General features: G+C 54.6%; 25 protein-coding genes. 12 read left to right on the top strand and 13 right to left on the bottom strand.

Annotated features, from left to right (window positions below; all coding sequences use genetic code 11):
- Positions 1-70 precede the first annotated feature (70 nt).
- The 5 genes from ACKXF7_RS04065 to ACKXF7_RS04085 all read left to right on the top strand — a co-directional run bounded on the left by ACKXF7_RS04065 (position 71) and on the right by ACKXF7_RS04085 (position 5,046).
- Positions 71-1,387: a DNA primase family protein gene (locus ACKXF7_RS04065; RefSeq protein WP_423742219.1), complete on the top strand. Its 1,317-nt coding sequence runs from the start codon at positions 71-73 to the stop codon at positions 1,385-1,387.
- 190 nt (positions 1,388-1,577) lie between these two features.
- Positions 1,578-2,552, top strand: a complete 975-nt coding sequence (gene mobV / locus ACKXF7_RS04070) for a MobV family relaxase (RefSeq protein WP_423742220.1) — start codon at positions 1,578-1,580, stop codon at positions 2,550-2,552.
- A 24-nt stretch (positions 2,553-2,576) separates the two neighbouring features.
- Entirely contained in the window at positions 2,577-2,870 is a 294-nt protein-coding gene (locus ACKXF7_RS04075; protein WP_117506008.1) for a helix-turn-helix domain-containing protein, read from the top strand.
- Positions 2,871-2,885: 15 nt separating this feature from the next.
- On the top strand, positions 2,886-4,274 hold the full coding sequence (locus tag ACKXF7_RS04080; RefSeq protein WP_423742221.1) for a site-specific integrase: 1,389 nt from the start codon (positions 2,886-2,888) through the stop codon (positions 4,272-4,274).
- Between the two features lie 547 nt (positions 4,275-4,821).
- A complete protein-coding gene (locus ACKXF7_RS04085) occupies positions 4,822-5,046 on the top strand; it encodes a DUF6061 family protein (protein WP_316542593.1) in 225 nt (74 codons plus the stop codon).
- A gap of 599 nt (positions 5,047-5,645) precedes the next feature.
- Here the strand turns inward: ACKXF7_RS04085 and ACKXF7_RS04090 are convergent.
- From ACKXF7_RS04090 to ACKXF7_RS04130, 9 genes are all read right to left on the bottom strand, one after another.
- Positions 5,646-5,831, bottom strand: coding sequence for a hypothetical protein (locus tag ACKXF7_RS04090; RefSeq protein ID WP_117529929.1), 186 nt, complete (start codon positions 5,829-5,831; stop codon positions 5,646-5,648).
- A 99-nt stretch (positions 5,832-5,930) separates the two neighbouring features.
- The gene (locus tag ACKXF7_RS04095; protein WP_158576320.1) at positions 5,931-6,731 is read right to left on the bottom strand and encodes a Cof-type HAD-IIB family hydrolase; all 801 of its coding nucleotides are present in this window, start codon (positions 6,729-6,731) and stop codon (positions 5,931-5,933) included.
- A 68-nt stretch (positions 6,732-6,799) separates the two neighbouring features.
- Entirely contained in the window at positions 6,800-7,972 is a 1,173-nt protein-coding gene (locus ACKXF7_RS04100) for an NAD(P)-dependent malic enzyme (RefSeq protein WP_423742222.1), read from the bottom strand.
- A 20-nt stretch (positions 7,973-7,992) separates the two neighbouring features.
- Entirely contained in the window at positions 7,993-10,710 is a 2,718-nt protein-coding gene (locus tag ACKXF7_RS04105) for a PRD domain-containing protein (RefSeq protein WP_423742223.1), read from the bottom strand.
- A 30-nt stretch (positions 10,711-10,740) separates the two neighbouring features.
- Positions 10,741-11,640: a serine hydrolase domain-containing protein gene (locus tag ACKXF7_RS04110; protein ID WP_423742224.1), complete on the bottom strand. Its 900-nt coding sequence runs from the start codon at positions 11,638-11,640 to the stop codon at positions 10,741-10,743.
- A gap of 93 nt (positions 11,641-11,733) precedes the next feature.
- Entirely contained in the window at positions 11,734-12,552 is an 819-nt protein-coding gene (locus ACKXF7_RS04115; protein ID WP_117529934.1) for a PTS system mannose/fructose/sorbose family transporter subunit IID, read from the bottom strand.
- The gene (locus ACKXF7_RS04120; RefSeq protein WP_117529935.1) at positions 12,542-13,315 is read right to left on the bottom strand and encodes a PTS mannose/fructose/sorbose/N-acetylgalactosamine transporter subunit IIC; all 774 of its coding nucleotides are present in this window, start codon (positions 13,313-13,315) and stop codon (positions 12,542-12,544) included. Before ACKXF7_RS04120 ends, ACKXF7_RS04115 begins: the two co-directional genes overlap by 11 nt.
- 26 nt (positions 13,316-13,341) lie before the next feature.
- On the bottom strand, positions 13,342-13,803 hold the full coding sequence (locus ACKXF7_RS04125) for a PTS sugar transporter subunit IIB (RefSeq protein ID WP_117529936.1): 462 nt from the start codon (positions 13,801-13,803) through the stop codon (positions 13,342-13,344).
- A 17-nt stretch (positions 13,804-13,820) separates the two neighbouring features.
- A complete protein-coding gene (locus ACKXF7_RS04130) occupies positions 13,821-14,216 on the bottom strand; it encodes a PTS sugar transporter subunit IIA (RefSeq protein WP_249235310.1) in 396 nt (131 codons plus the stop codon).
- Between the two features lie 967 nt (positions 14,217-15,183).
- On the opposite strand from ACKXF7_RS04130, the gene ACKXF7_RS04135 reads away from it, so the two are divergent.
- The 6 genes from ACKXF7_RS04135 (at position 15,184) to ACKXF7_RS04160 (ending at position 21,201) form a co-directional block, all read left to right on the top strand.
- On the top strand, positions 15,184-15,630 hold the full coding sequence (locus ACKXF7_RS04135; RefSeq protein WP_117535524.1) for a plasmid mobilization protein: 447 nt from the start codon (positions 15,184-15,186) through the stop codon (positions 15,628-15,630).
- Positions 15,593-17,155: a relaxase/mobilization nuclease domain-containing protein gene (locus ACKXF7_RS04140; RefSeq protein WP_412620515.1), complete on the top strand. Its 1,563-nt coding sequence runs from the start codon at positions 15,593-15,595 to the stop codon at positions 17,153-17,155. Before ACKXF7_RS04135 ends, ACKXF7_RS04140 begins: the two co-directional genes overlap by 38 nt.
- A gap of 192 nt (positions 17,156-17,347) precedes the next feature.
- Positions 17,348-17,800 carry a CHC2 zinc finger domain-containing protein gene (locus ACKXF7_RS04145; RefSeq protein ID WP_423742609.1) on the top strand — a complete coding sequence of 151 codons (453 nt, stop codon included), beginning with the start codon at positions 17,348-17,350 and terminating at the stop codon, positions 17,798-17,800.
- Positions 17,763-19,109 (top strand): DNA primase family protein, encoded by a 1,347-nt coding sequence (locus ACKXF7_RS04150; RefSeq protein ID WP_423742225.1) that lies wholly within the window; start codon positions 17,763-17,765, stop codon positions 19,107-19,109. Before ACKXF7_RS04145 ends, ACKXF7_RS04150 begins: the two co-directional genes overlap by 38 nt.
- A 371-nt stretch (positions 19,110-19,480) precedes the next feature.
- Complete coding sequence (locus tag ACKXF7_RS04155; RefSeq protein ID WP_156062334.1) at positions 19,481-19,786, top strand: helix-turn-helix domain-containing protein; 306 nt, start codon at positions 19,481-19,483, stop codon at positions 19,784-19,786.
- 14 nt (positions 19,787-19,800) lie between these two features.
- Entirely contained in the window at positions 19,801-21,201 is a 1,401-nt protein-coding gene (locus ACKXF7_RS04160) for a site-specific integrase (RefSeq protein ID WP_423742226.1), read from the top strand.
- 105 nt (positions 21,202-21,306) lie between these two features.
- On the opposite strand, the gene ACKXF7_RS04165 is transcribed toward ACKXF7_RS04160, so the two are convergent.
- The 3 genes from ACKXF7_RS04165 to ACKXF7_RS04175 form a co-directional block, all read right to left on the bottom strand.
- Positions 21,307-22,830 carry a recombinase family protein gene (locus ACKXF7_RS04165; protein WP_423742227.1) on the bottom strand — a complete coding sequence of 508 codons (1,524 nt, stop codon included), beginning with the start codon at positions 22,828-22,830 and terminating at the stop codon, positions 21,307-21,309.
- A gap of 144 nt (positions 22,831-22,974) precedes the next feature.
- Positions 22,975-23,538 carry a chromate transporter gene (locus tag ACKXF7_RS04170; RefSeq protein ID WP_015536709.1) on the bottom strand — a complete coding sequence of 188 codons (564 nt, stop codon included), beginning with the start codon at positions 23,536-23,538 and terminating at the stop codon, positions 22,975-22,977.
- Positions 23,535-24,122 carry a chromate transporter gene (locus tag ACKXF7_RS04175; RefSeq protein ID WP_423742228.1) on the bottom strand — a complete coding sequence of 196 codons (588 nt, stop codon included), beginning with the start codon at positions 24,120-24,122 and terminating at the stop codon, positions 23,535-23,537. Before ACKXF7_RS04175 ends, ACKXF7_RS04170 begins: the two co-directional genes overlap by 4 nt.
- Before the next feature lie 147 nt (positions 24,123-24,269).
- On the opposite strand from ACKXF7_RS04175, the gene ACKXF7_RS04180 reads away from it, so the two are divergent.
- Positions 24,270-25,379 carry an anaerobic sulfatase maturase gene (locus ACKXF7_RS04180; RefSeq protein WP_423742229.1) on the top strand — a complete coding sequence of 370 codons (1,110 nt, stop codon included), beginning with the start codon at positions 24,270-24,272 and terminating at the stop codon, positions 25,377-25,379.
- A 41-nt stretch (positions 25,380-25,420) separates the two neighbouring features.
- Here the strand turns inward: ACKXF7_RS04180 and ACKXF7_RS04185 are convergent, their stop codons facing one another.
- Positions 25,421-26,539, bottom strand: a complete 1,119-nt coding sequence (locus ACKXF7_RS04185; RefSeq protein WP_118659023.1) for a GntR family transcriptional regulator — start codon at positions 26,537-26,539, stop codon at positions 25,421-25,423.
- Positions 26,540-26,550 lie beyond the last annotated feature (11 nt).

Here is a 26,550-nt window from a genome sequence, read left to right on the forward strand (position 1 = left end):
TTTATTCACCCGAAGTGGTGGGTCTCACCGTGAGACCCACCACTTCACTTTTCTAAAGGAGAACCACCCTATGAAGAAAAACATTTCCCGCAACCCCTTATGGCCGGACTGGTACAACGGCAAGAAGATCGATGAAGTCCAGTTTGGCCGTGCCTTTCTGGAACAGTGGCCGCTGAAATGCGTCAACGGTACGCTGTACACGCTGGACGGCCCGGTGGAGGACGAAAGCGAGATCAAGCAGCGCATCTTGGAGAACGTCGAGGAATATGTCACCTCCGGCCTGTCCAAAAAGGTCACCAACATTCTGGAGACCATCAAGCTGCTGGCCTTTTCCGACCCGTTCCCCATCGAGCAGGACTGCATCCACCTCCAGAACGGCGTGTACCATCTGCCGGACGGCTCTTTTCAGGAGAGCCGCCTGTTCTGCCAGAACCGCTTGCCTGTGAGATATGACCCCAAAGCCGCCAGCCCTGACCGCTGGCTGACCTTTCTGCACGAGCTGCTGGACGATGCTGACATCCCCACCTTACAGGAATATCTGGGCTACTGCCTCATTCCCAGCACCAAAGGCCAGAAGATGATGCTCATTGTCGGCAAGGGCGGCGAGGGCAAGTCCCGCATCGGGCTGGTGCTCAAACGGCTCATGGGAGATGCCGCCAGCAATGGCAGCGTCCAGAAAGTGGAGAATAACCGTTTTGCCCGCGCCGATCTGGAACGCCGCCTGCTGATGATTGACGATGATATGGATATGAACGCCCTGCCCAAGACCAACTATATCAAGACCATCGTGACCGCCGAAGCCAAGCTGGACTTGGAGCGCAAGGGTGTCCAGAGCTACCAGCGGGATATTTACGCCCGGTTCCTCTGCTTCGGCAACGGTGCGCTGACCTCGCTGTATGACCATTCGGACGGTTTCTTTCGCCGCCAGCTTATCCTGACCACTAAGGACAAGCCTGCCGACCGCACAGACGACCCTTTCCTTGTCGAAAAGATGTGTGCCGAGTTGGAGGGCATCCTGCTGTGGTGTCTGGAAGGGCTGCACCGGCTGGTACAGAACAACTTCCGTTTCACGGTCAGCGAACGAGCCGCTGCCAACGTGGACACCATCAAGCGCAGCAGCAACAATGTCATCGACTTCATGGAGTCCGAGGGCTATTTCCGCTTCAAGGCGGACTACTCCATCAGCTCCAAGGAGTTCTACGACATTTATAAGCAGTGGTGCGAGGACAACGCCTACCACAGCGTATCGGCGATCCGTTTCAGCGCGGAACTGCGCCAGAATGACCGCCGCTATAACCTTGAAGCCACCAACAACATCTACCTGCCCGGTGGCCGCAGGGTGCGGGGTTTTGTAGGCATCGAGCCGCTTGTCCACCCCTGCCCGTAAAAAGTGCATTTTTTCACGGAAGAAGTTCGTACAACCTGTACAGTCTGTACTTGTACGCACCTGTACGGCAGATTGCAAAAAATTAAAGCGTGTTATCGTTTATATTTTGCATTTCTGTACGTCGTACAGACCGTACGGGTTATTTGAAGTCCGTACAGATTTTTTGTACACCAAAAAAGGAGCGTGATCTATGAAAGCCCAATACGGCATTTTACGATTCAAAAAGTACAAGGGGCCTGCCATCAGCCCCATCGAAGCCCACAACGAGCGCACCAAGGAGCAGTACGCCAGCAACCCGGACATCGACACGGACCGGAGCCGCTACAACCTCCATCTGGTGCAGCCGCAGGGCAGGTACCGGGAAGAAGCCGACCGCATGATAGCCGCCGCCCACTGCCGTGTCCGCAAGGACAGCGTGCGAGTGGTGGAAGCACTCGTCACCGCCAGCCCGGAGTTTTTCAAAGGCAAGACGCACAGCGAAGTCAAGGCGTACTTTGCGTACGCCCTGAAATTTTTGGAGGGCAGACAGCACCCGGATACCTTTCTCTCTGCCGTTGTCCACATGGATGAGAAAACGCCCCACCTGCACCTCTGCTTCGTGCCCCTGACTGCTGACGGACGGCTGAGCGCCAAGGAGATCATTGGCAACCGCAAGAATCTTGTGAGGTGGCAGGATGAGTTCTGGCAGCACATGGTCAAGCAGTACCCGGAGCTGGAACGGGGTGAAAGCGCCAGCCAGACCGGGCGGGAACACATCCCGCCCCGCATCTTCAAGGAGATGACCCAGTTGACCAAGCAGAAGGAGCAGTTGGATGCCCTGCTGGTGGATATCAATCCCTTCAACGGCAAGAGCCGAGCGGCGGAGATCAGCAAGGTGCTGGACAGCTATATCCCCAATGTGGCACGGATGAAGGACCAGTTGCGGAAGTACAATGTCGCCTTTACGGAGACCGCCGCCGAGAACAGACAACTGAAAAAGAAAAACAAGACGCTCTCTGCCTCGCTGGACAAAGCGAAGGAAGGGAGCGTCTTGAAGCGTCTGGAGGATGCCAAGCTGCGGCAGGACTATGAAGCCGCCCTGAAAACGCTGGACAGCATCCCGCCGGAGGTCATTCGATTCTACGAAAACCGCACGCAGGAACCTGTGGTGCGCCACGATAAGTAAGGAGCAACGCCTATGTGTAATAAAATGTACGAGAATGTGAAATCTTCGGATTATACGAAAAAGTCCTTGCAGTCGGACTCTGATCCGGCTACAATGGAGGTGGTCACTCGAACCAATGCCGTCAAGTCTCCGACCAACAGCCCTAAAGCCCCGAAGCTGGTGTACACGGTGAAGGAGGTCGCGCAGATGCTGGCTATCAGCCAGCGTGCCGCCTACAACCTGTGCAACAGCACCACCGAGTTCCGTGTCCTGCGGGCAGGCGGAAGCATCCGCATCCCGAAAGACAGCTTCGATGCGTGGCTTTACCGGGCAGCTTGATAAGGAGGCAAATCTATGGCATATATCACGAAACGCGGCAGTTCTTACAGTGTCCGCTACACCTATCAGGACGAGCACGGCAAGAGCTGCGACAAATGGGAGAGCTTTCCCACCAAAGAGGAGGCGGTGAAACGCCAGAAGCAGATCGAGCATGAGCTGACGACCGGCAATTTCCTGATTCCGTCCACGGTGACGGTAACAGAGTTCCTGATGGACTGGCTGCCCAAGCAGTGCAGCAAGCACAAGTGGGCACCCAAGACCTACCAGTCCAATCTGGCCCTCATCCAGAACCTCATCATCCCTTATATCGGGGAGATGCAGATGCAGAAGCTGCGTCACTATCACATCGAAGCCCTGTACGACACCCTGAGCAAGACCCCCTGCGGACAATATGTGGGCGGCAAGCGGCGAGACCTCTCGCCCAAGCAGCAGAAGCGCACCCTCTCCGGCACTACCCTCCATGAGGTCCACCAGCTTCTGCACAATTCCTTTCTGCTGGCGGTAGAGTGGGGCATCCTCATCAAAAGCCCCGTCCCGGTGGAGGCGCCCAAAAAGACCACCCAAGAGCGCAGCATCTGGGAGGTGGAGGAGATGCGGGCGGCACTGGACAGCATGGAGGACCCCATCCTGCATCTGGCGGTGCACCTGACGCTGGTGGGTGCGCTGCGGGAAGGGGAGGTGGCAGGTCTGACCCCGGAGGACATCGACTTTGATGCCGCCAACGGCATGAGCACCTTCACCGTCAACCGTTCCATGCAGCGGGTGCAGAAGGACACGCTGGCACAGGTGGACAAGGGCTGCATCCTCCGCATCTTCCCGGACAAGCTGGAGGGCAGCAAGACCTCTCTTATCCTGAAGGACACCAAGACCGAAGCCTCCTGCCGCACCATCTTTATGACTGCCGCCCTGCGGGAGGAACTGAAGCAGTGGCTGGAACGGCTGAAGCGGGAAGAAGCCCTCGACCCGGAGCGGTACCGCAACAGCGGGATGCTGCTGCGGCTCCCCAACGGTCTGGCGGTGGAGCCGGTGCTCATCCGCAAAAAGTTCCTGAAATGGCAGGATACACACCCGGAGTTCCCGCGCATCGTGTTCCACGGTCTGCGGCATTCCAGTGCCACCTATCAGTTGATGATCTCCGGCGGCGACATCAAGGCGGTGCAGGGGACCACCGGTCACGCCAGTGCGGATATGCTAGTGAACACCTACGCCCATATCCAGCAGTCCTCCCGTATGGAGCTGGGCAAGAAGTTTGAAAGCGGCTTCTATGCCAAGCCCGACACCTCCAGCCCGCAGGCTGTACCCGCCGCAGGCGAACCCACCATCTCCATGACGGCTCTTTTGGAATTGCTCAAGGATGCCGACCCGGAAATGAAGGCAAAGCTCCGCCTGGCCCTGCTCACCTGATGCAAAAAAGGGCACTGATTGCAAAGCAATACAGCGCCCTACATAATCGGACATGGATAACACCGACCGTGCAAAAACCGTGCAGAAACCGTGCAGCCATGGCTTACAAAACAAAAAAGCCATGAAATCTTTCGATTTCACGGCATTTTCTGGTGCGATGGAAGGGACTCGAACCCCCGGCCTACTGATTCGTAGGAACCGAATGGCACATTTTGTCCATTTCATCATTTGACGTTAAAACGTCATTTTAATCGAATCACCGTTATTTTGCCGTTGTTATTCTGTTGCATCCTTTGCATTGCTTGCACGCCTTTGCACCTGTTATCCATCCTTGCGATGTGCAGAAAATGTGCAAAAGTGTGCAGAGCTAAAATCAGCCCGACAAGATGGTCTCAAAATGAGCGACTTTCCTGCTGGATTTTTGAGGCATCAGCAGCACAAAAATTCCCAGTTTTATCCAAACAACAATCTTACATGACACATCGGTTCTATGGCAGGGTTTAGGACATCCGAACAGACACCGTTTGATATAGAAATGAGGTTCACCATGAACAAACTACTTCCCTGCCGCTACAACACGGACAGCAACCGGGTGGAAGCCCGGTTCGAGGATGGCACCACCCTTGCCATCGACTGCATCGCCGTCGAGGATGAGTACGGCAACACCCCGGCACAGCGGGCAGAGCTGGACTGGCTGCTGTATAATAAGCCCTTGGAGTATGCACAGATGGTGCTGAGAGGGGAGATGAACTTGCAAACGGAACGTTTCTGATTCCATCCACGGAGAAAGTGCATCGTTCCAGCTTTCCACCGGAATAGCCGCAAACAGAAAGTGGTGCGCACTCTGTGCAATAGCGGTAACCTCGCTTTCCATGCTTTGCAGCTCATGTTCACCGGTCATTTGGAGCAGTAGGTATTCTGCATGGGCTTCGCCGTAAATGCGGCAAGGTCTGTTCCCGATTTGCATTATCTGTGCAGTCACTGTAGCAGCCTCCTGACAAAATTTTGGTAAGCCCAGTATAGCAACTGAAAAATCATTTTGCAATTCGAAAGGCGTTCGCATTCGCAGCAAGCAGTGCAAGTTGGTACCAACTTGCGATTTTTGAATCGGATTTTTTAAAATCCAATTTCAAAATGCTTGTTGGGAAATCCCAAACCCTTTCAGATCTGCACCGTACCGATGCAGGCTGCGCGTTTTTACAAAACGCTTTTTGGTGCGCCGTAGAAGCGCGCAGCCATCACGGAAGCATGATAATTACAGGGTTTGAGGTTTCCCAATAAGTGCGCAGATGTATATACGTCTGCATTGCTTAAGAAAAAAGCCAAACCTCAAGCAGTACAGGATGTACGGTGAGATTTGGCTTTTTAACATCAGCTGGTTTTCTGATTTTCATTCATGATCCTTCTGGCTCGGCCGCACGTGGTGTCCTCAAAGGTTTCATCCTCGCTGAATCGCAGCCAATAGGGGGCTTCCATCAGGCAGGCATTGGTGCGCTTGACGATTTCCCAAGCGTTGTAGTCCGGCAGACCCAGCACCTGTGCAATCAGCGAGGCCATCACCTCAGAATACGGCTCATACCCAGCGGTTCCGGCCTCTGTAATGGAGTTGCCCCTGACCATGAAAAGCTGGTCGTCTACATGATGCCAACTGTATTATTAGCATATCCCATGCGCTGCAAGCGCCTCAGCTATACCATCATGGTCACGATCGGTAGTATGCCTGGGCAGATGCTTCTTCAGCAGCTCCGGTGCATTGCTCATCAGATAGCCGTGACCAACAAGCTCCAGCATTTCCACATCATTGTAGTTATCCCCAAAGGCAACAGCATCCTTCGGGGAGATATCCCGCAGGGCGCAGATCCTTTTCACGGCTTCTCCCTTGGTCGTTCCTCCGGGCATGATTTCCAGCAGAGCATTCGATGATTTGACAATTTCGTATTGCGGAAACTGAGCCTTCAATGTGGCTTCTATGGTGTCTGTCCAAGCGGGAGCACAGATGAACAACAGCTTATGCACTTCATCGGCGATCATATCCGCGATCACGCCCTGCTGGGCGGTCGCCTTAACGATTCGCTCTTCCCGTTCAATGCGCGGATCCGTACGGTCCGGTGTGACCCACTGGTCAAACGAGTATGCACCCCATGCCATATCAAAGTGCTGCTGCGCCGTAAAGTCAAGGATTTTTGCTGCTTCTGCTCGGCTCATCCCGCGGTGATAGATGATCTGTCGCTCCTCGTTCAGTATCAGGCTTCCACTATAGGAAACAATACTACACCGCAGGCCGTATTTCCTCACAATGGGTTCGATGCCAGAAGGACTGCGCGCCGAGATAATAACGAATGGGATCTCCTTTTTTTGCAGGAGCTTCAAGGCCCGAAGCGTCCTTGGCGTGATCTCCTGACGAGAATCAAGCAGCGTTCCATCTACATCACTAAATACGATTTTAAGGTCGTCCATGATCGTTCTTTCCTGCGAAAGCATTATTAAAAATATCCGTTGTGTCGTCCGGCTCCTTATCTTGTTTGTTAGCTCTTCGCCACGCCGGTCTCGCGGGCAGCCTTTGCCACGGCATTTGCCACAGCCTCGGCCACGCGGGGGTCGAACGCGCCGGGGATGATGTTCTCCTCGCTGCGGTCGGCATCGGTGATGAGGTCTGCAATGGCGTAGGCAGCAGCCAGCTTCATCTCATTGTTGATATCCCGTGCGCGGACGCTGAGCGCGCCCTTGAACAGGCCGGGGAAGCACAACACGTTGTTCACCTGATTGGGGAAGTCGCTGCGCCCGGTGGCCATCACCCGCACGCCGCCGGCCTTCGCCTCGTCCGGCATGATCTCCGGGGTGGGATTGGCCATGGCAAAGACGATGGCGTCCTTGTTCATGGTCTTGCACAGCTCGGTGGTCAGGATGCCGGGGCGGGACACACCGATGAACACGTCGGCACCTTCCAGTGCTTCCTTCAGGCCGCCCTTGACCTGACGGGGATTGGTCACCTCGCCCAGCCAGTTCTTGTGGGCCTCGGCGCTGTTGCAGCCCTTGTACAGGGTGCCGAACTGATCCACTGCAATGATGTCCTTTGCGCCTGCGGTCATGAGCATCTTGATGATGGCAGTACCGGCAGCACCGGGACCGTTCAGCACGATGTGCACATCCTCCATCTTCTTGCCCACCACACGCAGGGCGTTGATGAGGGCAGCGGTGACAACGATAGCGGTGCCGTGCTGGTCATCGTGGAACACCGGGATGTCCAGCTCCCGCTCCAAGGTCTCCTCGATCTCAAAGCACTCCGGGCTCTTGATATCCTCCAGATTGATGCCGCCAAAGGTGGGCGCAATGGCCTTGCAGGCGGCGATGACGCTGGCAGCGTCGTGGGCGTCGATGCAGATGGGGAAGGCGTCCACACCACCGAACTCCTTGAACAGCACGGCCTTGCCCTCCATGACCGGCAGACCGGCTTCCGGGCCGATATCGCCCAGACCCAGCACGGCAGTGCCGTTGGAGACAACGGCTACCATGTTGCCCTTGAAGGTGTACTTATACACGTCCTCGGGGTTTTCCTTGATCTTGCGGCAGGGCTCGGCCACACCGGGGGTGTAGGCGGTGGACAGGTCATCGCGGGTAGCGACCTCCACCTTGCTCACGATGCCCACCTTGCCCTTGTGGGTCTCGTGCATTTCCAGAGCAGCTTTATTGTAATCCATTTGAATTTCCTCCTATTGGTTCAAAACTCATTTTTCCAAGGACTTTCATCGCTGTAATCGTGGGAAATATAATCGTAAATATAGCCGATCTCACTGTCCGGCAGGTTGATGCGGTACTGCTCGGCAATGTTGGCAAAGCAGCGCCGCGCCAGTGCCACAAAGTCCCGGTGCTCTTCACAGAAGCGTTCCAGCTCACGGTAGCTCTTGATCTCCTCTTTTTTCACCAGCCGCTCGATCAGGCAGCTGATGTGCAGGTTCAGACCCACCACCGTCTTGGGCTGGAAATGGGAGCCAAGCGCCCGCTGCATCTCCTCCAGCATATCTGCCACCAGAGAGAGCACCCGGGAAGCATTCAGAATGGTGAGCGATTCCACCACATTCTCCAGCGAGAACTGGTTGACCAGATTCTGCTTGAAGTGCTCGAACTCTTCCTCGGTCAGATAGCCGCTGAGACCGCTCTTGATCTTATCCAGTCCGCGCTGGGTGATGATGTCCTCCACGGCCACCACCGGGAAATCCGCCGGGCCAAGCTCCATGGTGGACGCTGCAAACAACACGTTGCAGGTGTCCCAGTGGCCATTCTGACGCAGCTGCTCATAGGTCTGCACATCGTAGCACAAAAAGCGCGCGTTTACCTTCGTGTTCAGATGATTCAGGCTGTGCATGAACAGCTCGCTCACCTTTGCAGCGACGTTGCTGCCGCTCTCGCTCACAAACAGGATCACATCCTCTTTGCGGGCTTTTTCCAGGATCTTATAGCGGATCTGCGAAGCATTTTTGGCATTTTCCAGAACCTCTGCCAGCGGCATCCCGTCCAGAATATGGCTGCCCACCGAAAGTGCCATCGCTGTGGAAACATTGTTGATGATCCCGAGGTTGACATTCGGCAGGTCGTCCAGAAGCTCGGTGATGTTTTCCAGTGAGCCGAGGTCTACCAGGATCAGCACATCGCGGTTCTCGTTGAAATAAAGGATCTTTTTGACCTGACTGACGATCTCGCTGACCGGCACATCATAGGGCATATCGATGGCGTTGAACAGATACTTATGCAGCATCTTGTTGCACACATCTGCAATGCTGCTGGCCGTAGCGTAACCGTGGCAGATGATGAATGCCTGCACTGGCAGCTTGTTGCCGGGGCGGTGCAGCACCTCCACAAAGGCGCTGATCATCAGGATGCCGATGGACGAGAAATGCACATCGGTGGTGTTCTGCACCATCAGCAGCAGATCACTTGCCACCGCAAAACTGTAGGGCGCATCCCGCCGGACAGCCTCGGTCAGGTCTGCCACCAGCTGCTGCATCTCGGCGCTGTCCTCCGGCAAGGCATCATCGAACACATTGCCGAAATACACCCACCGCGCCAGCATCAGGATAAAGCTGTTGGGGAAGCCGACGCCGTACAGCTCATGGATGCGCTCCGAGATGCGCAGCATCCCCTGTTCGATGCCCTTGATGCGCTCATCTGCGATCTTGTTCTGGAACAGGATGTAGTTGTTGTACTCCTCCAGCCGGTGCACCATGCGGGTGCAGAATCCGGCACATTCCAGACTGCCCTGTAAATACAGCCGCCCCTGCTCCCGGATCTCCTCCAGCAGACGATGCTCCCTTTCAAAGCCGCAGTCCTCCCGCAGGTCGTCCAGTGTCAGCGTACGGTTCTGCGCACCGGCCTCCGGCAGCAGCAGGCAGCTCTCAAACACGGCATCCGGCAGCACCGGCAGACCGATGCAGATGTCGCCGTCCCGGCTGCGGGAGTATGCATTGGTGCAGCTGGTACGGATGACCTGCTCCAGCTGACCCACGTTCCGCTCATACGGATACTGCATCAGCATCTGGTATGCCTGACCCGTCACCTGCACCCTGCGGCCGATGCGCTGCTCCTCCTGCATCAGAAAACGATAGATGAGCCGTTTTTTCTCCAGCAGCGACCGGCTGCGCAGCGGCAGAAGCTCTGCCTGCACCGGCACACTGTTCTTGAGCGAGGGCGGCACCGTCTGCACACCGAAGATCAGGCGCGGATACTTCGCGCCCAGCTCCGGCAGCACTGCCGTTAAAAAGCGCACCGCCTCGGCCTGCACACTGCTCTCCAGCTGGTCAAAGCCGTGCAGGTACAAAAAATCGCTGCCGGTGCCAGCCTCCAGCCTGCGTTTGAACGAAGCGGCAAAGCCGGTGCCGCCCGGCTCTGCTGCGCCCCACATGGCGCAGTCCAGCTCGGCAAAACGGCTCTCTGCCGGCACGACCTGCTTTTCCTTTGCATACTCCCAGGTCTTGCCGGCCAGCAGACGCTTGCCGGTGCCTTTTTCGCCCGCCAGCACCAGCGGCAGGCCGGTGGGCGGATACTCCACCGCCACACGGCATTTTTCCACGGCGGATTTCAGGCTGAGGTGATAGCCGATAACTCCCGCAAAGCAGCTGTCCGCACGGCGGCCATGGTTCAGATCCTGCTGCAGAAACCGCAGATCCTCATATTCAGCATCCAGCGTCTGAACGTTGAATTTCCGGCTCAGCGTCTCCCGCAGGAAATAATAGACCGGCCGGGTATTGATCTTGACCATCCAGCCCTCTTTGAAAAACTCGTTCAGGTACTGGCTCACCGTGTTGCGGCTGATGTGCAGCACCGCACCCATTTCCTGCGTGGTAAACGGTTGCAGCACCTCAAAGTTCACCTGTCCGGTCTGCTGTTCCAGATAGTTGTACAGCTCCTGCTGGGTCGGATTCAGCTTCTGCAGATTTGCCATTGTCACCTTTGCTCCTGTTGTTTTTTACGCTCAGCCCTTGTTCAGAAAGGGGACTACCAGCTCCGACCACACATCGTCGAAGAATTTTTTACTGTCCAGCGCCTGCACCGTGACCACCGCTTTGCTCTTGGGCACCACCACGATGTACTGACCATACATACCGTCTGCGCGGTAGGATTCGTCGTCCGGGTTCGTCCAGAAGAAATAGCCGTAGCCGTGCTTGGGGGCATTGACCGGGTACTGGTTTTTTTCTGCCTCATGCAAATATGCGGGGTCCAGAAGCTGCTCGCCGTTCCAGCAACCGTCGTGCAGCAGGAACTGCCCGATGCGGGACATCTCGTCAATGCTCAAAAACAGGCCGTTCGCTCCGGCAGAATGTCCCATGGGGCAGGTGAGCCAGTCCGGGTTGCCGATGCCCAGCTTATCAAAAAAGCGGGGCGTCATGTAGTCCTTTAGGGTGCAGCCCGCAGCGCGCTCCACGATGCAGCTGCACATATAGCTGTTGAAATTGTTGTACTCGAACCGGGTGCCCGGCTCGTAGGGGAACGCATTGCGCAGAAAATAATCCTGCCAGTCCCTGCACTGCAGCCGCTGCGCATCATTCCAGAAGAACATTTTATCCTTGGAGCCGCAGCCCATCATCAGCAGGTCTCGCACGGTCATGCGGCGCAGGTTCGGTGCAAGCTCTGCGGGGTCATACTCCGGATAGAACCTGAGCACCCGGTCGTCCAGTCGCAGCAGCCCCTCCTGCACGGCAAGCCCCACACCGATGGAGGTAACGCTCTTGCTTACCGAATAAGCGTGCAGGCGCGTAGGCTTATCCAGACGGGCATAGCTTTCCTCCAGCGTATCATTGCGCCATGCCTGCACAAAGTTGATGACGATATCCTTCTGCTTCATTTTCGCAATAAATTCTTCGGTACAGTTCATTGCAGCCTCCTGATAAGTGGGAAAGCGGATGTCAGCCCACGCTCCCATCCGCTTTCCATTTTACTATAAAATCGCCGTCTTGAAAAGTTCTGCTCAGAAAATACCGATGGCAGTGAGCAGCACACTGACTACGATGATGCCAAGCAGGATCGTGTTGGGCTTCGTGCCCTTCTTGAGCAGCCTGTAGACGCCCAATGTGGTAAGCAGCGAGAGCACCTTGGGCATGATGCCGTTGATGACATCGATCAGCTTGATGGCGTTGTCGCCGCTGCCAATGGCAACGACCGGGTTGATGCTGACCATGGAGGCCGACATGCCGCCGATGACCAGCAGACCGATAATGGCCGCTGCGGTAAAGATCTTTTCGGTCAGGCCCAGCTCCTCAAAGCGGTTCAGTGCCTTCATGCCGGAGTTGTAGCCCCAGTGGCAGCCGAAGTAGCGCACCAGCACGTTGGGGATGTTGAACAGCAGCAGGAACAGGAACGGCGCAAACAGGTTGCCCGTAAGTGCCAGCGAGCAGGCGATGCCGCCGGCCAGAGGACGCAGGGTGCCCCAGAATACCGAGTCGCCGATACCGGCCAGAGGGCCCATCAGACCAGCCTTGACCGAGTTGATGGTGTTGGGGTCAAAGTCCTCCTGTGTGGCGTTCTCCTCCTCCATGGCCGCTGTAATGCCGAAGATAAAGGGGCAGAGCATGGGCGTGGTGTTGAAGAACTCGGCGTGACGCTGCAGTGCCTCGCCCAGCTCCTTCTTGTCCGGATACAGCTTCTGTAGAATCGGGGACAGCGCATACTGCGCACCCTGACTCATCTGACGCTCGTAGTTAAAGGATGCATTGACCGTAAAGGATCTCCAGAAAACCCTGTTGATATCGCTCTTGGTGAGCAGCTTTTTCTCGTTATTAGAAGTCATCGTCAGCACCTCCGTCAACCACAGCAGTATTATTCGGCTTGTTCTGGTCGTTGACCAGCATCAGAGCCACAATGATCACGCCCAGCAGTGCAATGCCCAGCACGGGAACATTGAGGTATGCAGCCAGCAGGAAGCCCAGCAGGAAATACGGAGCAACCTTGGGGCTGATGAGGATCTTGCCCAGCATAGCAAAGCCCAGTGCAGGCAGGATGCCGGCGGCCACGGAAATGCCGCGGATGATGAATGCGGGGATGATGGCCAGGAAGCTCTGCACCGCGTCGCTGCCGCAGTAGAAGCAGATGGCGATGACCAGAGACATGACGATATCGTAGGAAAGGAAGCTGATCATGTGCATGGCATTCACGCCGGCGGCGTTGCCTTCAGCCGCATATTTATCAGACTTATGCAAAAACCAGCTGCGGGCGGTCAGATAGAAGGTGTTCTTGATCAGCAGAGCCACCGTTGCAATGGGCAGTGCCAGTGCAAGGGCAGCCTCTGTGCCATTTCCGGAAACAATGGCCAGCGCCGTACCCAGAATGCCGCCTGCGGTAATCTCCGGCGGCAGCGCTGCGCCGATGGTCACGTTGCCCATGAAGGCCAGCTCCAGCGTAGCACCCACGGCCAGACCCGCGTTCACATCGCCCAGCACCAGACCGACCAGCGGGCCCATCACGATGGGGCGCTGGATCATGGAGTTGCCGACGCCGCATTCCAGAAAACCGATAAAGGAAACCAGTGCGATCAATAATGTCTTTACAAGCATGTTGTTTTCCTCCTGTTCTTGATGGATCAGGTCAATATTTTCTTGGCATCACTGGGCACTGCCTGGATGAACACCTCAATGCCCTCCGCAGCGGCCTCGTGCAGCAGCTTTTCCTCTTCGTCCGATACATAGACCGTATGGGACAGTGCGTGGCGGTCCGGCGCAGACTTTGTGCCGCCCAGATTGATGCTCTTGATCTGGGTGGTCTCCCGCGCCAGACGCACCGCATCCTTGACATTGCCGGTCACGATCATCAGGCTGTACTTGTCCGTCTTGCCTTCATTGATGGCGGCGATGGAATCATCCACCGTCTTGATGACGAGTTTGGCATTGTTGGGCTTGCCCAGACGCAGCGCAGCCTTGCGCACATCATCGGTAGCGGCCGCATCGTTTGCGATCAGGATGCAGTTGGGGTTCAGCTGGCCACACCAGCTGAAAACCACCTGACCATGCAGCAGACGATGGTCAACGCGCAGTAGTTGGATCATAAATTTTTTCCTCCTTATCAGAAATCTTCTTCTTTACTGACGAACTCCGGCTGCTGAATGGAAGCCTGTGCCTCTGCGATGCCGGTTCTGACCAGTTCATCCAGCGGCAGCTCCTCCTCGGTCAGCAGAGTTGCGACCAGCGTCAAATTCATTCCGGTGATCACGCGCACACCAGGCTGTGCCGCAAAGACGACAGCTTCCTTATTCACGCTGCCACCCAGCACATCCGTAACGATGACGCATTCTCCGTCTGCCTGACGGAGCATCGCCTCCAGTGTGTCATGGACATTGCACTCCGGCGTTGTGTAGGCATCGAACGCCTTGAGCGCCTCCTGTTCTCCCAGGATCATCTCCACCGTGTTCTTCATGCCGGATGCCAAATGTCCGTGTGACGCTAGGATTACAGTTCTCATATGCATCCCTCCTTGTGCTTGCAGTATACACCCTGCACAGTTTTTATTTCATTGTGACAGTCTTTTTGGTAATTAAATCCCGCGCTTTCGACACTGTTCGCGCTCTCCTCGACACTGCTGCGATAAAACCGTGCATACAAGCACCGGTTTCCATCAAATTTCCCAGAATATAAGTCCTACTATCACTGTTTTACTGCAATAAAACTTGCAAAACCATCTTGACGCTCACCGCAATCCATGATACCCTTTATCGCAAATCCCACCAAATTTGTAGAAAAGTACAGAGCGGCGAGGATTTATTCTCCATGAAGATTTTTACCGCCCCGCAACACACCCGATCTATTTTGCCGCCGATTCACCCGACAAAATCATCGCTGCGCTGCATGGGCGGTATTTTTCTTTTTCACAAATAAAATCTTATGTAGTTGTTCAATCTTCCAAAATTTGTTTTTGGTTGTTGACTGCACAACCGCAAAGTGTTATTCTTGTGCTTGAAAGAAGCAGGTTGTAGTGTCCGCACTGCGTCCGGCTTTCTTCATACTGTACCTTGAATCTTACATAAGCCGTCTGAACGAGATACTGCGCCATGACCTCACACTTTCTGTGGGCGAGCCGGACAACGCCGCTGCAAAACAGGGGCAGGAACTGCGTTCGGTGTGAACGGTGATCATGAGCAGGGGCTTTGCCTTTTCACACGTTTTGCTCTGCAAAATTTTCAATGTGCATTGCGGTTCGACTTCTGAAATTTTCAGTGTTGCACGGAAAGGGCGAAAGCAAGTATCGACCTGTGGCCACAAATTTTCAATGCTTGAAAATGTTCTGTCACATGGTCTGCCACTTGTTGGGGAGTGCCTTCCCCAAACCCTGCTCCAGCGTTGCGCTGGTTTCAGCGCAAAAGCGGCGTGTCGCTTTACATAGCCCTCTCCATCCCGGAGCGGGCATTTATCATTTTCACAGGAGGTCGAATATGGCTGAAATGAAAAGTCCGAACGTACACGCAAAGAAGAACCGCAATGACACGCCGCGAAAACGAAAGACACACATCATCAAAGTCCGAGTGACCGCAGAAGAAAAACTGCGGATCGCATACGCCTGCAAAGAACTCCACCTCACCCAATCCGAACTCGTCCGCCGCGTCCTGTACGGCGTGAACGTCAAGCACACCGTTGTGGTGGCGCAGGGCGGCGAGGATGCACTGGCGGCGCTTGCCGCCTTGTCTGCTCAGTGCAGCAAGGTGGGAAGCAACCTCAACCAGCTTGCACGGCACTTTAACTCCGGCGGCAAAGACACCGAACAGCTCCGGGCGCAGATTCTGGAGGAACTGTCCGCACTCACGAACTTTCGGCTGAAAGCCGAAGAAACGGTTGGTGAACTGTATGGCAACCATCAAGCATTTGACCTCGAAAAACTCTAACTATGCCGCCGCCGAAAGCTATCTCACCTTTCAGCACAACGAGTACACCGGTCTGCCCATTCTGGACGAGAAGGGCAGACCCAAGCTGCGGGATTCGTACCTGCTCGACACCCTTGAGTGCGGCGAATCTTCGTTTGCTATGGCCTGCCTGATTGCCAACCGCAAGTACGGCAAGAACGGCAGGCGGGAGGACGTGAAGACCCACCATTATATCATCAGCTTCGACCCGAAGGACGCAGTAGAGAACGGTCTGACCATGGAGCGGGCGCAAGCCCTTGGCTTGCAGTTCTGCAAGGACAACTTCCCCGGTCATCCCGCCATCGTCTGCACCCACCCGGATGGGCACAACAGTGCCGGGAACATCCACGTCCACATCGTCATCGGCAGCTTGCGCGTCCGCACCGTGGAACGGCAGCCCTTCATGGACAAGCCGTGCGACTGGGAAGCGGGCAAGAAGCACCGCTGCACCTCTGCCATGCTCCGGCACCTCCGTGTCGCTGTCATGGAAATGTGCGAGCAAGCCGATCTGAACCAGATCAATTTGCTGGAAGCTCAAGGCGACCATGTTTCGGAGCGCGAGTATTGGGCGCAGCGGCGCGGACAACGCCGCCTCGACCATGCCAACGCCAAACTTGCCGCCGAAGGGCAGCAGCCCACCCAGACCGTCTATCAGACCGAACTGGACAAGCTGCGAAAGCAGATCTACGCTGTGCTGAACAAGACCACCACCTTCGAGGAATTTTCTGCATTGCTCATGCAGGAACACGGCATCGCCGTGAAGGAGAGCCGAGGCCGGTTGAGCTACTGCCCGCCCGGCCGGACAAAGTTCATCACCGCCAAGAAACTGAGCAAGAAGCTGGAAAAAGAGCAGGTGCTGACCGCCCTCTCCCAGAACATCCAGCTTGCCGCTATCATCCAGCCCGCCTACGAACAGAAGCCGGATAAAATCAGGAAACTGGTTGACATTCAGGCGAACGTTGCTGCGGGCAAGGGCATCGGCTATGAGCGTTGGGCGAAAAAGTTCAACCTCAAACGCTGGTCGCAGACCTTGTGTCTCCTGCAGGAGAAAAAGCTGCTCAGCGAAGATGCCCTAGACCAGCGCATTGCCGAACTGCAAACCCAGCACGACGATGCACTGGCGGTGGTCAAAGACCTGGATGCCCGCATGGTCTCCCTCAAGGAGCTGCGCGGGCATCTTGTGGTCTATCGGCAGTACAAACCTCTTGCACAGAAGCTCCAGACTGTGCGGAACCCCGCCAAGTTCAAGGAGCAGCACCGTGCAGAGTTTGCTGTGTACGAGGCCGCTTGCGCCTATTTCAAGGCCAACGGGCTCAGGACGCTGCCGGACCTCAAAAAGCTGGATGCCGAATACCAGACCCTTTCCTCGGAGAAAAACGGTTTCTACACCCGCTACAAGAAAGCGCAGATCGAACTGCGTGAACTCCGCACCGCACAACAGAACGTGGAAGCCTTCTTCCGCAAGGAAGAGCGCAGCCACGCCGTACCGCAGCAGGAGGTCAAATGAACAACACTCTGACGGATCGATGTGTGAATAAACCCAACCTCACCCACGCCCCTCACCGGGCTTCGTCCTTTCGCCTGTACCCCACCCATTGGGACGGAGGGTAGCACCTCTGTCTTTTCGGACGTAAAGAACGCCATCTCGACCCGGCAGGCAGCGGAGCTTTACGGCTTCGCCGTAAACCGGAATGGCATGATGTGCTGTCCCTTCCATGGGGATAAACACCCCAGCATGAAGGTGGACAGCCGTTTCCACTGTTTCGCCTGTCAGGCAGATGGAGATGTGATCGATTTTGTCGGCAGACTTTTTCAACTTTCTCCCTATAAGGCTGTGGAAAAGTTGAAGAACGATTTCGGCATGGCACTTGCCGACGGCAAGGTGCGGCTTGCTCCCCGCAGACCGCCCACCGTCCGGCAGCAGCTGCTGGACTATTACCGCTGTCTGCAGCGTTGGCGGGTCCGATACGAACCGCAGTCACCCACAGAAGAACTTCACCCCTGCTTCCTTGAAGCGATAAAGAACCTTGACATCGTTGAATATTATCTGGACTGTTCGGTGCTCCCGGACCCGCAGACCGAAAACGAGCTACGGAAGTATTGGGAGGGATTGCATGAGCGACTGGAAAAAGAGGAACGACGATTGGCGTGATGAGGACGAACTGGAAGAAGAGGAAGAATGCGAATGCCCTTGGGTAGACAGTAAGGGCAAAGTGCGTGAAACCGCTTACTGCCAGTACTTTTTAGAGAAACACCCCATGATGTGCCTGAAACAGAAGCTGTTCGACCAGAACGGCGAGGTAGACGAGGACGCACTGCTCTACGAAGTCCACAGCGACCTCCGTGACTTTGTGCCCGACAACCTTGCCAAGAAGGAGAAGCAGGTTCTGGACGCACTCCGTATCGAAACCTATACCCCTGAATGGAAACCCCAGCTTGACCGCATCCATCTCCAGAACGGAACCTACTTTCTGGACGAACGGGGATTTGTGCCGGAAAAGGAACTCTGCCTGAACCGGCTCCCCGTGGAATACCAGCCCGATGCCCCCGCACCGACCAAGTGGCTGGAATTTCTGGACGGTCTGCTGATCCCGGAGGACATTCTGACCTTGCAGGAATATCTTGGCTATCTCCTGATCCCGTCTACCAAGGCGCAGAAGATGCTGGTCATGACCGGCAAGGGCGGCGAGGGGAAGTCCCGCATCGGCTTGCTGCTGAAGAAGCTGTTCGGGGAAGCCTCTCACTCCGAATCCATCCTCCGCATCGAAACGAACCGCTTTGCCAGTGCAAATCTGGAGTACAAGCTGGTCATGGTCGATGACGATTTGAACATGGTGGCTTTGCCTGAAACGCGGAACATCAAGTCCATCGTCACCGCCGAGGATCGTTTGTGCATCGAGCGGAAGAACAAGCAGGCTGTCCAAGGTCTGCTGTACGTTCGTTTCATCTGCTTCGGCAATGGCAACCTTGTGGCCGCTCATGATGACAGCGACGGCTTCTGGCGCAGACAGATCCTCATCACGGTGAAAGACCGTGACCCTGCCCGGGTGGATAATCCCTTCCTCATCGAAGAGTTGTCCGAGGAGCGTCCCGGCATCCTGCTGTGGATGCTGGAGGGGTTACACCGTCTGCTGGCGAACCGCTATCAGTTTACCATCAGCGAGCGCTCCATCCAGAACCTCGAAGCAGCCATGGCGGACAGCGACAACCTGACCCAGTTCATGCAGGCAACGGCGTATGTCCGCTTCAAGCCCGACACCGAGGAACGCTCCACCTATCTCTACCGCGCCTACACCAAGTGGTGCGAGGATAATCTGGAATCACCCGTTCCGCAAAAGAAGTTCAGCCAGTTCCTGCTGAAAAATGCAGGGAAGTATGGCCTGACCTTTTCCAAGCACATCGAGGGAAAGTATCGCGGCTTCCGGGGCGTATGCGTCCACCCCGCCTTTGCTGCGGCATAAAACACACGAAAAGCGAAAATCTCCCGCCCTACGCGCCCCAAATCGGAAGTTTCTACTTGTTATCGTTGCTTTCTCCGGGCGCGTGTCCGCCCTTTCGGGCGGATACAGGGCGGCAACACGCCCTTCGGAGCGGGAGAGAAACCAGGATGCGCCCCAAGAGGGCGCGTGCATCCCAGCCATGCGCCCCATAAAATCAACACAGAAAGGTACTTTTGTGTGGTTTGGGGCGCGTAGGGCGCGTAAATTCAAGTTCTCGCACTTTTTTGGGCTGCTGCTTCGGGTCAGGAGCGGCAGGCCCTTACATATTTACCGACCCACAAGGGTGCAGCTCAACCGGAGCTGCGCCGGGTCTGGAGAAGTGCAAAGGAGACATGCCTATGACGAATGTCCGCAAAAATTCCGCTAAACTGACCCGTGAGGACTTGAAAATCGTGCCCGAATCCCCTACAATGAAATTGTCCGAAACCCCTGCCGTAGAACCTTCTGACCAGACCAGAAAAACCGTCCGACACGCCCCGCTCGTTTACCGGGTGGAGGAGATTGCCCAACTGTTGGCAATCTCCAACCGTGCTGCGTACAATCTGTGCAACACCACGAAAGACTTCAAGGTGATTCGCCTCGGTACCAGCATCCGGGTAAGCAAGCAGAGCTTTGACGATTGGTTTGCTGCGGTCTGAGGGAGGGAACATCTATGGCATCTATTATGAAACGTGGCAACACGTATTCCGTCCGATACAACTACAAAGATCATGCTGGCAAGCCCTGCAAGGGCTGGGAAACCTTCAAGACCAAGGCCGAAGCGCAGGAGCGCAAGATCACGGTGGAGAAGGAACTGCTGGACGGCACCTTCCTCGTGCCCGACACCATGACGGTGGAGGAGATGCTGTACAAGTGGATCCCCATTCAGTCCAGCAAACACAAGTGGTCTCCCAAGACCTACACCCAATCTGTGGCGATGGTGCAGAACCTCATCGCGCCGTATATCGGAAAGCGGAAGGTGCAAGATCTCCGCACCTACGACATCGAACAGTTCTACGCCACCCTGAGCCAGACCCCTTGCGGCCAGTACGTTCACGGCGAGAAGCAGGAGCTGACGGAAAATCAGAAGAAGCGGCTGTTATCCAGCACGTCCATTCACGAAGTCCACACGCTCCTGAAGACCGCCTTTTCGTATGCCGTTGACTGGGATCTGATCCACAAATCGCCTACTCCCCGTGAAGCCCCCAAGATCAACACCGAAGAACGCACCATCTGGGATGAGCGCACCATGTTGGCGGCGCTGCAGACCATCGAGAACCCCGCCCTGCATCTGGCGGTGCACATGAGCATGATCCTCTCGCTCCGTGAGGGCGAGATCCTCGGCTTGCAGCCGGGAGACCTCGACTTTGATGCAGCAGACGGACGGGGAACCATCTCGGTGAACAAAGCCCTGCAGCGTGCCGACAAGGTCGCCTTGTCCAAGATCGACCCCACCCAGATCTACCACACCTTCCCGGACAGACGGGAGGGGAGTAAGTCCTCGCTGATCCTTAAGCGGACTAAGACCAAAAAGTCCAACCGCATCCTGTACATGACCAAGCCCTTGAAAGAGGAGCTTCTGGCATGGCTGGAAAAGATGAAGCAGGACGAGCAGAGCGCCCCGGAAAAGTACAGCAACTGCGGTCAGCTGTTCCGCTTACCAGATGGCTTACCCATTGCCCCGGACGTTCTGACCAAGTGGTATCGTATGTGGCGGGCAGAGCACCCGGAGTTTGAGAAGATCGTGTTCCACGGTCTGCGCCATTCCAGTGCCACCTACCAGTTGCTGCAATCTGGCGGTGACTTCAAATCGGTGCAGGGCAACACTGGCCACGCAACTGCCACCGTCCTGATGGACACCTACGCCCACACGCAGGACAAACCCCGGTTGGAGTTGACCGAGAAGATCGAAGCCGACTTCTACACGCAGGATGTGGCCGGTGCAAAGCCGCAGGAACCCCCGGAAAACAAAACGCCGGTGGCAACAAAAATCACGGGTAAAATGATCCTTGAAGCCATCCGGCAGATGGACGCAGAGGAGCGCCGCGAGCTGACGCGGGTACTCTTCGCGTAAAAGATTCTTTTTTGTGCAGCGAAATACACGCTGTGCAAGCGATGCAAAGAGTTCATGGCTTTTTTGTAAAGTGTGCAGGAGATGTGCAAAAGTGTGCAGCCCCTGTCAGAAAAACAAAAAAGCCATGAAATCTTTCGATTTCACGGCATTTTCTGGTGCAGTAAAGCAATCCAAATCCGAACCATTTTCCTTTGATGCGGCTTGGGCCGCTTCCTCAAACGTGATGGTCTGTGTACCTTCTTTATAGTTAAAGGTTATCAAAACCTTATCATCGTACAGATAAATCGAATTGATGAACGTATCCACCAACGCTTGCCTCTGGTCTTTCAGGCTCATGTCCAGTTTACGGAAGCGCATCAGCCAGAAACGGATAAATTCCTCTTTGATTTTTGGCTTTGCCAGCTTTTCTTCCGCAATGCGGGCTTCAAGCTCACGCTTGGTTTCTTCGAGCTGTTCCAACCGTTCCTTGGTGGAACTGGTGAGGATTCCGGCTTGAATTGCGTTGAGCATATTCTGGATACCCGATTCTGCATCCCGGAGCTGTTTCTCATAGAGAGGAAGGTTGGTGTTCTCTCGGTCTTGCAGCTCCATGACCTTGGCGATAATGGATTCCATAGCGGCATCGTCTTTCACAAGCTGCATGGTCTGGTTGACTACCAAATCTTCCAGCCACTGTTTGCGGACGGTCTTTTTCTTGCAGCCCTTGTGCTTTTTGGCAGTAGCACATTTATAGTAGCGGTGAACTTCACCCGTCCGGCTTGTGCCGCTCTCGCCAAACATCAACGCCCCACAGTAGCCGCAGAACAGCTTGGTGGTGAGCAGATAATCGTCCTCTGCCTTTCTACGGGCAGGGGCTTTCTTGTTTTTTGCGATCTTCTCCTGCACATCCTCAAACAGTTCCAGTGGAATGATGGGCGGGATAGCATTCGGCACGACCACATCCCGGAATTTCAGTTCTCCGATGTACCGCCGGTTTTTGAGCATATGTTCGACACTGTTATAAGTGAACGCACCGCCCACCGGGTTCTTGATGCCGTTTTCGTTCAGCCAGTCCCGGATCTCCTTCATGGTGGAGCCTTCATTGTACTTCTTGAATGATTCCAGCACAAAAGGCGAGGTGAGAGGATCAATATGGAACTTCCGCTCGGGATCCAGCGTGTAGCCAAAGGTTCCACGACCACCGTTGCAGCGGCCTTTCAGGATGTTCTCAGTCTGTCCACGCACGACCTTCTCGGCAAGGTCGGCGGAGTAGTATTCCGCATAACCTTCCAGCACCGATTCCAGAATGATGCCTTCCGGCCCCTCGGAGATGATCTCGGTGGCAGACATGAGCTTGACGCCATTCTTCTTCAGTTGGGTCTTGTACCGGGCACTGTCGTAGCGGTTCCGAGCAAAACGGTCCAGCTTCCAGACCAGCACAATGTCAAACAGCTTCTTGTCGCTGTCCTTAATCATCTGCTGGAACTCCGGGCGGTTGTCCGTCTTGGCGGAGATAGCACGGTCAATATAGTGCTTGACGATGGTGATGCCATTTTTCTCGGCATAAGCCGTGCATTCCCGGATCTGGCCTTCGATGGATTCTTCGCGCTGGTTGTCCGAGGAATAGCGAGCATAGATCACGGCGGTCATGGCGGGCACCTCCATTTTATACGTCATTGAACGGTAATACGTTCATCAAAGCAATGTTTCGTATAATGTATATACCACAGTTTTGCCCTGATTGCAAGCCCAATGATTTATTTTCATGATTCCAACAGACAAATTGTCTTAAGATTATATTCCGAGCAAAATGTGAAGTCCAAGCCCGGCCACGCCGCACAGGCACATGGTCAGGATGGGATTCCACTTGAGCTTCCGTAGGACAAAAAATGCCGATGCAAAACTGCCGATGCCGATCCAGTCTACGTTGGCGAGCGTCTTTGCACTCTCTCCGAACACCACCATAGACAGTATAGAAAGACCTGCACCAAAGATAAGCGCTACAATGACCGGACGCAGGCAGGCCAGAACACTTTGCAGCAGAGAAATATCCTTGTATTTACGATAGATGTAGGATAGAAGTGAAACAAAGAACAGCGCCGGTGTAATGCAACCTAGTGTTGCAATGATGGCTCCGGGTACCTGCGCGATACGCAAACCAACAAAAGTTGCCGAGTTGACCGCAATGGGACCAGGGGTCATTTCTGCAATCGTGATGAGGTCAGTAAACTCCTGCATCGTCAGCCAGCCATGTTGTTCCACCACTTGGCTCTGGATCAGGGGCATGGCCGCATAGCCGCCGCCTACGCTGAACATACCCACCTGCAAAAAGCTGAGAAAAAGCTGTAAGTAGATCATTTTGCACCACCTTTTTTCCACTGGACCAGAGCCAGCACCACGCCGAATACTGCAGCGGCAAGGATGACCACCACCACATTGACATCAAACACCGTATTTGCGACAAACGCTGCGACCATCAGGGCAATATACACCCATGAGCGGGTCTTCAGCACCTTGCCGCCGAGGTCGAATACAACATCCAGAATGACCGCCACCACACCAGCCTGCATTCCCTTGAGTAACAACGCGATATAGCGATTGGTGGCAAAAGCATTGTAGAACACAGAAATGACTGAAAGAATGACCATAGGTGGGATGATGGTGCCCAACACTGCCACGATCATTCCAATCAAGCCTTCTACCTGCCAGCCTACCAGAATTGCAGCATTGACCGCGATTGCGCCCGGAGAGGACTGCGCCAACGCTGTCATATCCAGCATTTCCTGTTCATCGATCCAGTGCAGCTCATCTACAAATTTTTTCTTCATAAAGGTCACGATGACAAAGCCGCCGCCGAAGGTAAAGCTGCTAATGTACAGCGTACTCAAAAACAGCTTCCAAAGCCGTGCTGACCGTGTACCGTATGTTTTATTTTCATCCATACAAGTTTTCTTCTCCTTTTTTTGATTTTCGGACAACTATATTCGTTTTCTTACTATTTCAAACAGCTTTTAACTGTTACTGCTTGCGAAAGCCCGTATTTTCCGGTATCCTTGTTTTAAGAACTGCGAAGCACGGAGGGAATCTCTATGAAACATAATACATTTCTCGTCAAGCCAGCGTCCAGCCTGTGCAATCTGCGTTGCCGGTACTGCTTTTATGACGATGTTTCCAACAGCCGAGCCTGCAAAAATATGGGACTGCTTTCCCATGAAATGGCAGGAGAACTGGTTGAAAAGGCTTTTGCAGCCACAGAGGAAGGCGGCAGCGTCCATTTTCTGTTTCAGGGCGGCGAACCGACTCTTGCCGGGTTGGATTTCTTCCGGTTCTTTCTGGAAACGGAGCGTTCCATGCAGCGCAATATCTCTGTGTTCCACAGCATCCAGACCAATGGCATTTGTCTGGATGAAGAGTGGGCTTCCTTTTTCAAAGCCAACTCTTTCCTCGTAGGCCTCTCTCTGGACGGCACACAGGAGAACCATGATCTCTATCGGCTGGACGCAGCTGGGCAGGGCACATGGGATAAAGTAACTCATGCGCTTGCGCTGCTGGATGCCTACAGGGTCGAAACGAATCTGCTCTGTGTTGTGACCGGACAGCTGGCCAGAAAGCCGCAGCGAGCCTTCAAAAGCCTCTGCGAGTTGGGACAGCACAATCTGCAATTCATCCCATGTCTTGACCCACTTGATACGATTGGAGGGCAGGCATATTCTTTAACGCCGGAACTTTATGGTCGTTTTCTGTGCGGCGTCTTTGATACTTGGTATCAGCAGCTGCAACGAGGCAATTATATCAGCGTTCGCAATTTTGAGGACTATCTGCGTATCCTGCTGGGAATGCCGCCTACCTCCTGCGCTTCCTCCGGTTCCTGTGGACATTATCTTACCGTAGAAGGTGACGGAAGCCTTTATCCCTGTGACTTTTATGTTCTGGATGAGTGGAAGCTGGGAAATCTGAGCCACTGTACCGTTGAAGATGCGCTTGATTCTCCCACAAGCCAGACATTTCTGGCACAGGGCCGCAAACGCCCGGCGGAATGCGCAGAATGTGCTTATCAGCTGCTCTGCCGGGGCGGATGCAAGCGAGATTGGGATGCCTCTGGAAGCAACCGCTTTTGCGCAGCGTATAAGCAGTTCTTTGCCTATGTGCTTCCGCGCCTGCATACTGCTGCACATTTTCTGGCACAACAAAACCGATAAAGAGATTCTCCCGGAGAGCAGTACTGCCTCCGGGAGAATCTTTATTTTACCTTTTTGATCTTCCGGATGGAATGGCCATCGTAGAGGATGGGCTTCATGACATAAGTGTAGTTCCGGTCATCGCATTCGCCGGTGGAAATCATCTCCATAAGCCGCAGCGCAAGCTGACGTCCCATCTCGAAGCCTTGCTCCACGGAGCAGGTAACATCCTCCTGCCGATAAGTTTCTTCGGAATAATCAAAACAGACCAGCGAATAATCTTCGGGTACAGTCTTCCCCATTTTCTGCAGGGTTTTCATGACCAGTCGATAGATGATGTAGTTGCAGCAGACGATAGCGGTGCATTTAGGGATGCTCTTCAGAAATCTTTCAATGGAACGGACATAGCTTTCGTTGTGGGCTTCGTCCGAAATACACCACTTGATGTAATCATCGTTCAGTTCCAAACCACGATTTCGCATCGCTTCCGCCATGCCTTGAAACTTTTCTACGCTCTGGTAGTTGTCGTACACGAAGATGCCTGCAATGTGGCTGTGTCCGGCATCCATCAGGCGTCCTATCAGCTGATGGGCACATTCGATGTCATTGATCGTTACGCGGGGGCAACGCAAGTTCCGATAGAAGTTGTTGTAGAATATCACCGGGATCTTACGTCGGTAAAGCTCCTTGTAGCAGTCAAGATTTGGGCTGAGGATGCTCGATTTGACACCATCCACGATGAAACCGTGAAAATTCTGATGTACCACAGTCTCCAGACAGCGGCGTTCGTTGCAGAATTTGTTATCGGTCAGAAATACATGGAGGTCAACCTGCTCCTGCGTCAGAACACTGCGAACCCCTTCGATTAATCCCGAATTGGCACTTGTATCCTGTCCCTGCAGGACAAGGCCGATTTTATAAAGGGCATCATCTGTGTTCAAATCCCGCGTCATTACTTTTTCCCGGTGGAAATAAGTCCCACTTCCCTTGAGCTTGTACACGAGTCCTTCTGCTACCAACTGGTCGATGGCCACTCGTATCGTTTCTCGGCTGACACCCAGCTTCCGGCAGAGCGCATTTTCCGAAGGCAAACGCTGGTTCCCGGAAAATTTGTTTTCGTCAATATAAGCCAGAAGCCAACGATATACCTGAGCAGATTTTTTCTCAGCAGCCGAGAGCATGGGCAAACGCT

The organism is Faecalibacterium sp. 7, from assembly GCF_049562865.1.
In the GTDB taxonomy this organism is placed as follows: Bacteria; Bacillota; Clostridia; order Oscillospirales; family Ruminococcaceae; genus Faecalibacterium; species Faecalibacterium wellingii.

What these genes read in the sequence shown, in the direction of transcription:
- mobV (WP_423742220.1), top strand. Translation starts at nt 1,578, where the DNA reads ATGAAAGCCCAATACGGCATTTTACGATTCAAAAAGTACAAGGGGCCT.
- ACKXF7_RS04120 (WP_117529935.1), bottom strand. Translation starts at nt 13,315, where the DNA reads ATGCTTGTAAAGACATTATTGATCGCACTGGTTTCCTTTATCGGTTTT.
- ACKXF7_RS04095 (WP_158576320.1), bottom strand. Translation starts at nt 6,731, where the DNA reads ATGGACGACCTTAAAATCGTATTTAGTGATGTAGATGGAACGCTGCTT.
- ACKXF7_RS04100 (WP_423742222.1), bottom strand. Translation starts at nt 7,972, where the DNA reads ATGGATTACAATAAAGCTGCTCTGGAAATGCACGAGACCCACAAGGGC.
- ACKXF7_RS04140 (WP_412620515.1), top strand. Translation starts at nt 15,593, where the DNA reads ATGGCAACCATCAAGCATTTGACCTCGAAAAACTCTAACTATGCCGCC.
- ACKXF7_RS04110 (WP_423742224.1), bottom strand. Translation starts at nt 11,640, where the DNA reads ATGAACTGTACCGAAGAATTTATTGCGAAAATGAAGCAGAAGGATATC.
- ACKXF7_RS04080 (WP_423742221.1), top strand. Translation starts at nt 2,886, where the DNA reads ATGGCATATATCACGAAACGCGGCAGTTCTTACAGTGTCCGCTACACC.
- ACKXF7_RS04150 (WP_423742225.1), top strand. Translation starts at nt 17,763, where the DNA reads ATGAGCGACTGGAAAAAGAGGAACGACGATTGGCGTGATGAGGACGAA.
- ACKXF7_RS04165 (WP_423742227.1), bottom strand. Translation starts at nt 22,830, where the DNA reads ATGACCGCCGTGATCTATGCTCGCTATTCCTCGGACAACCAGCGCGAA.
- ACKXF7_RS04065 (WP_423742219.1), top strand. Translation starts at nt 71, where the DNA reads ATGAAGAAAAACATTTCCCGCAACCCCTTATGGCCGGACTGGTACAAC.
- ACKXF7_RS04085 (WP_316542593.1), top strand. Translation starts at nt 4,822, where the DNA reads ATGAACAAACTACTTCCCTGCCGCTACAACACGGACAGCAACCGGGTG.
- ACKXF7_RS04175 (WP_423742228.1), bottom strand. Translation starts at nt 24,122, where the DNA reads ATGGATGAAAATAAAACATACGGTACACGGTCAGCACGGCTTTGGAAG.
- ACKXF7_RS04075 (WP_117506008.1), top strand. Translation starts at nt 2,577, where the DNA reads ATGTACGAGAATGTGAAATCTTCGGATTATACGAAAAAGTCCTTGCAG.
- ACKXF7_RS04170 (WP_015536709.1), bottom strand. Translation starts at nt 23,538, where the DNA reads ATGATCTACTTACAGCTTTTTCTCAGCTTTTTGCAGGTGGGTATGTTC.
- ACKXF7_RS04130 (WP_249235310.1), bottom strand. Translation starts at nt 14,216, where the DNA reads ATGAGAACTGTAATCCTAGCGTCACACGGACATTTGGCATCCGGCATG.
- ACKXF7_RS04105 (WP_423742223.1), bottom strand. Translation starts at nt 10,710, where the DNA reads ATGGCAAATCTGCAGAAGCTGAATCCGACCCAGCAGGAGCTGTACAAC.
- ACKXF7_RS04180 (WP_423742229.1), top strand. Translation starts at nt 24,270, where the DNA reads ATGAAACATAATACATTTCTCGTCAAGCCAGCGTCCAGCCTGTGCAAT.
- ACKXF7_RS04160 (WP_423742226.1), top strand. Translation starts at nt 19,801, where the DNA reads ATGGCATCTATTATGAAACGTGGCAACACGTATTCCGTCCGATACAAC.
- ACKXF7_RS04185 (WP_118659023.1), bottom strand. Translation starts at nt 26,539, where the DNA reads ATGCTCTCGGCTGCTGAGAAAAAATCTGCTCAGGTATATCGTTGGCTT.
- ACKXF7_RS04090 (WP_117529929.1), bottom strand. Translation starts at nt 5,831, where the DNA reads ATGGCCTCGCTGATTGCACAGGTGCTGGGTCTGCCGGACTACAACGCT.
- ACKXF7_RS04135 (WP_117535524.1), top strand. Translation starts at nt 15,184, where the DNA reads ATGGCTGAAATGAAAAGTCCGAACGTACACGCAAAGAAGAACCGCAAT.
- ACKXF7_RS04155 (WP_156062334.1), top strand. Translation starts at nt 19,481, where the DNA reads ATGCCTATGACGAATGTCCGCAAAAATTCCGCTAAACTGACCCGTGAG.
- ACKXF7_RS04115 (WP_117529934.1), bottom strand. Translation starts at nt 12,552, where the DNA reads ATGACTTCTAATAACGAGAAAAAGCTGCTCACCAAGAGCGATATCAAC.
- ACKXF7_RS04145 (WP_423742609.1), top strand. Translation starts at nt 17,348, where the DNA reads ATGTGCTGTCCCTTCCATGGGGATAAACACCCCAGCATGAAGGTGGAC.
- ACKXF7_RS04125 (WP_117529936.1), bottom strand. Translation starts at nt 13,803, where the DNA reads ATGATCCAACTACTGCGCGTTGACCATCGTCTGCTGCATGGTCAGGTG.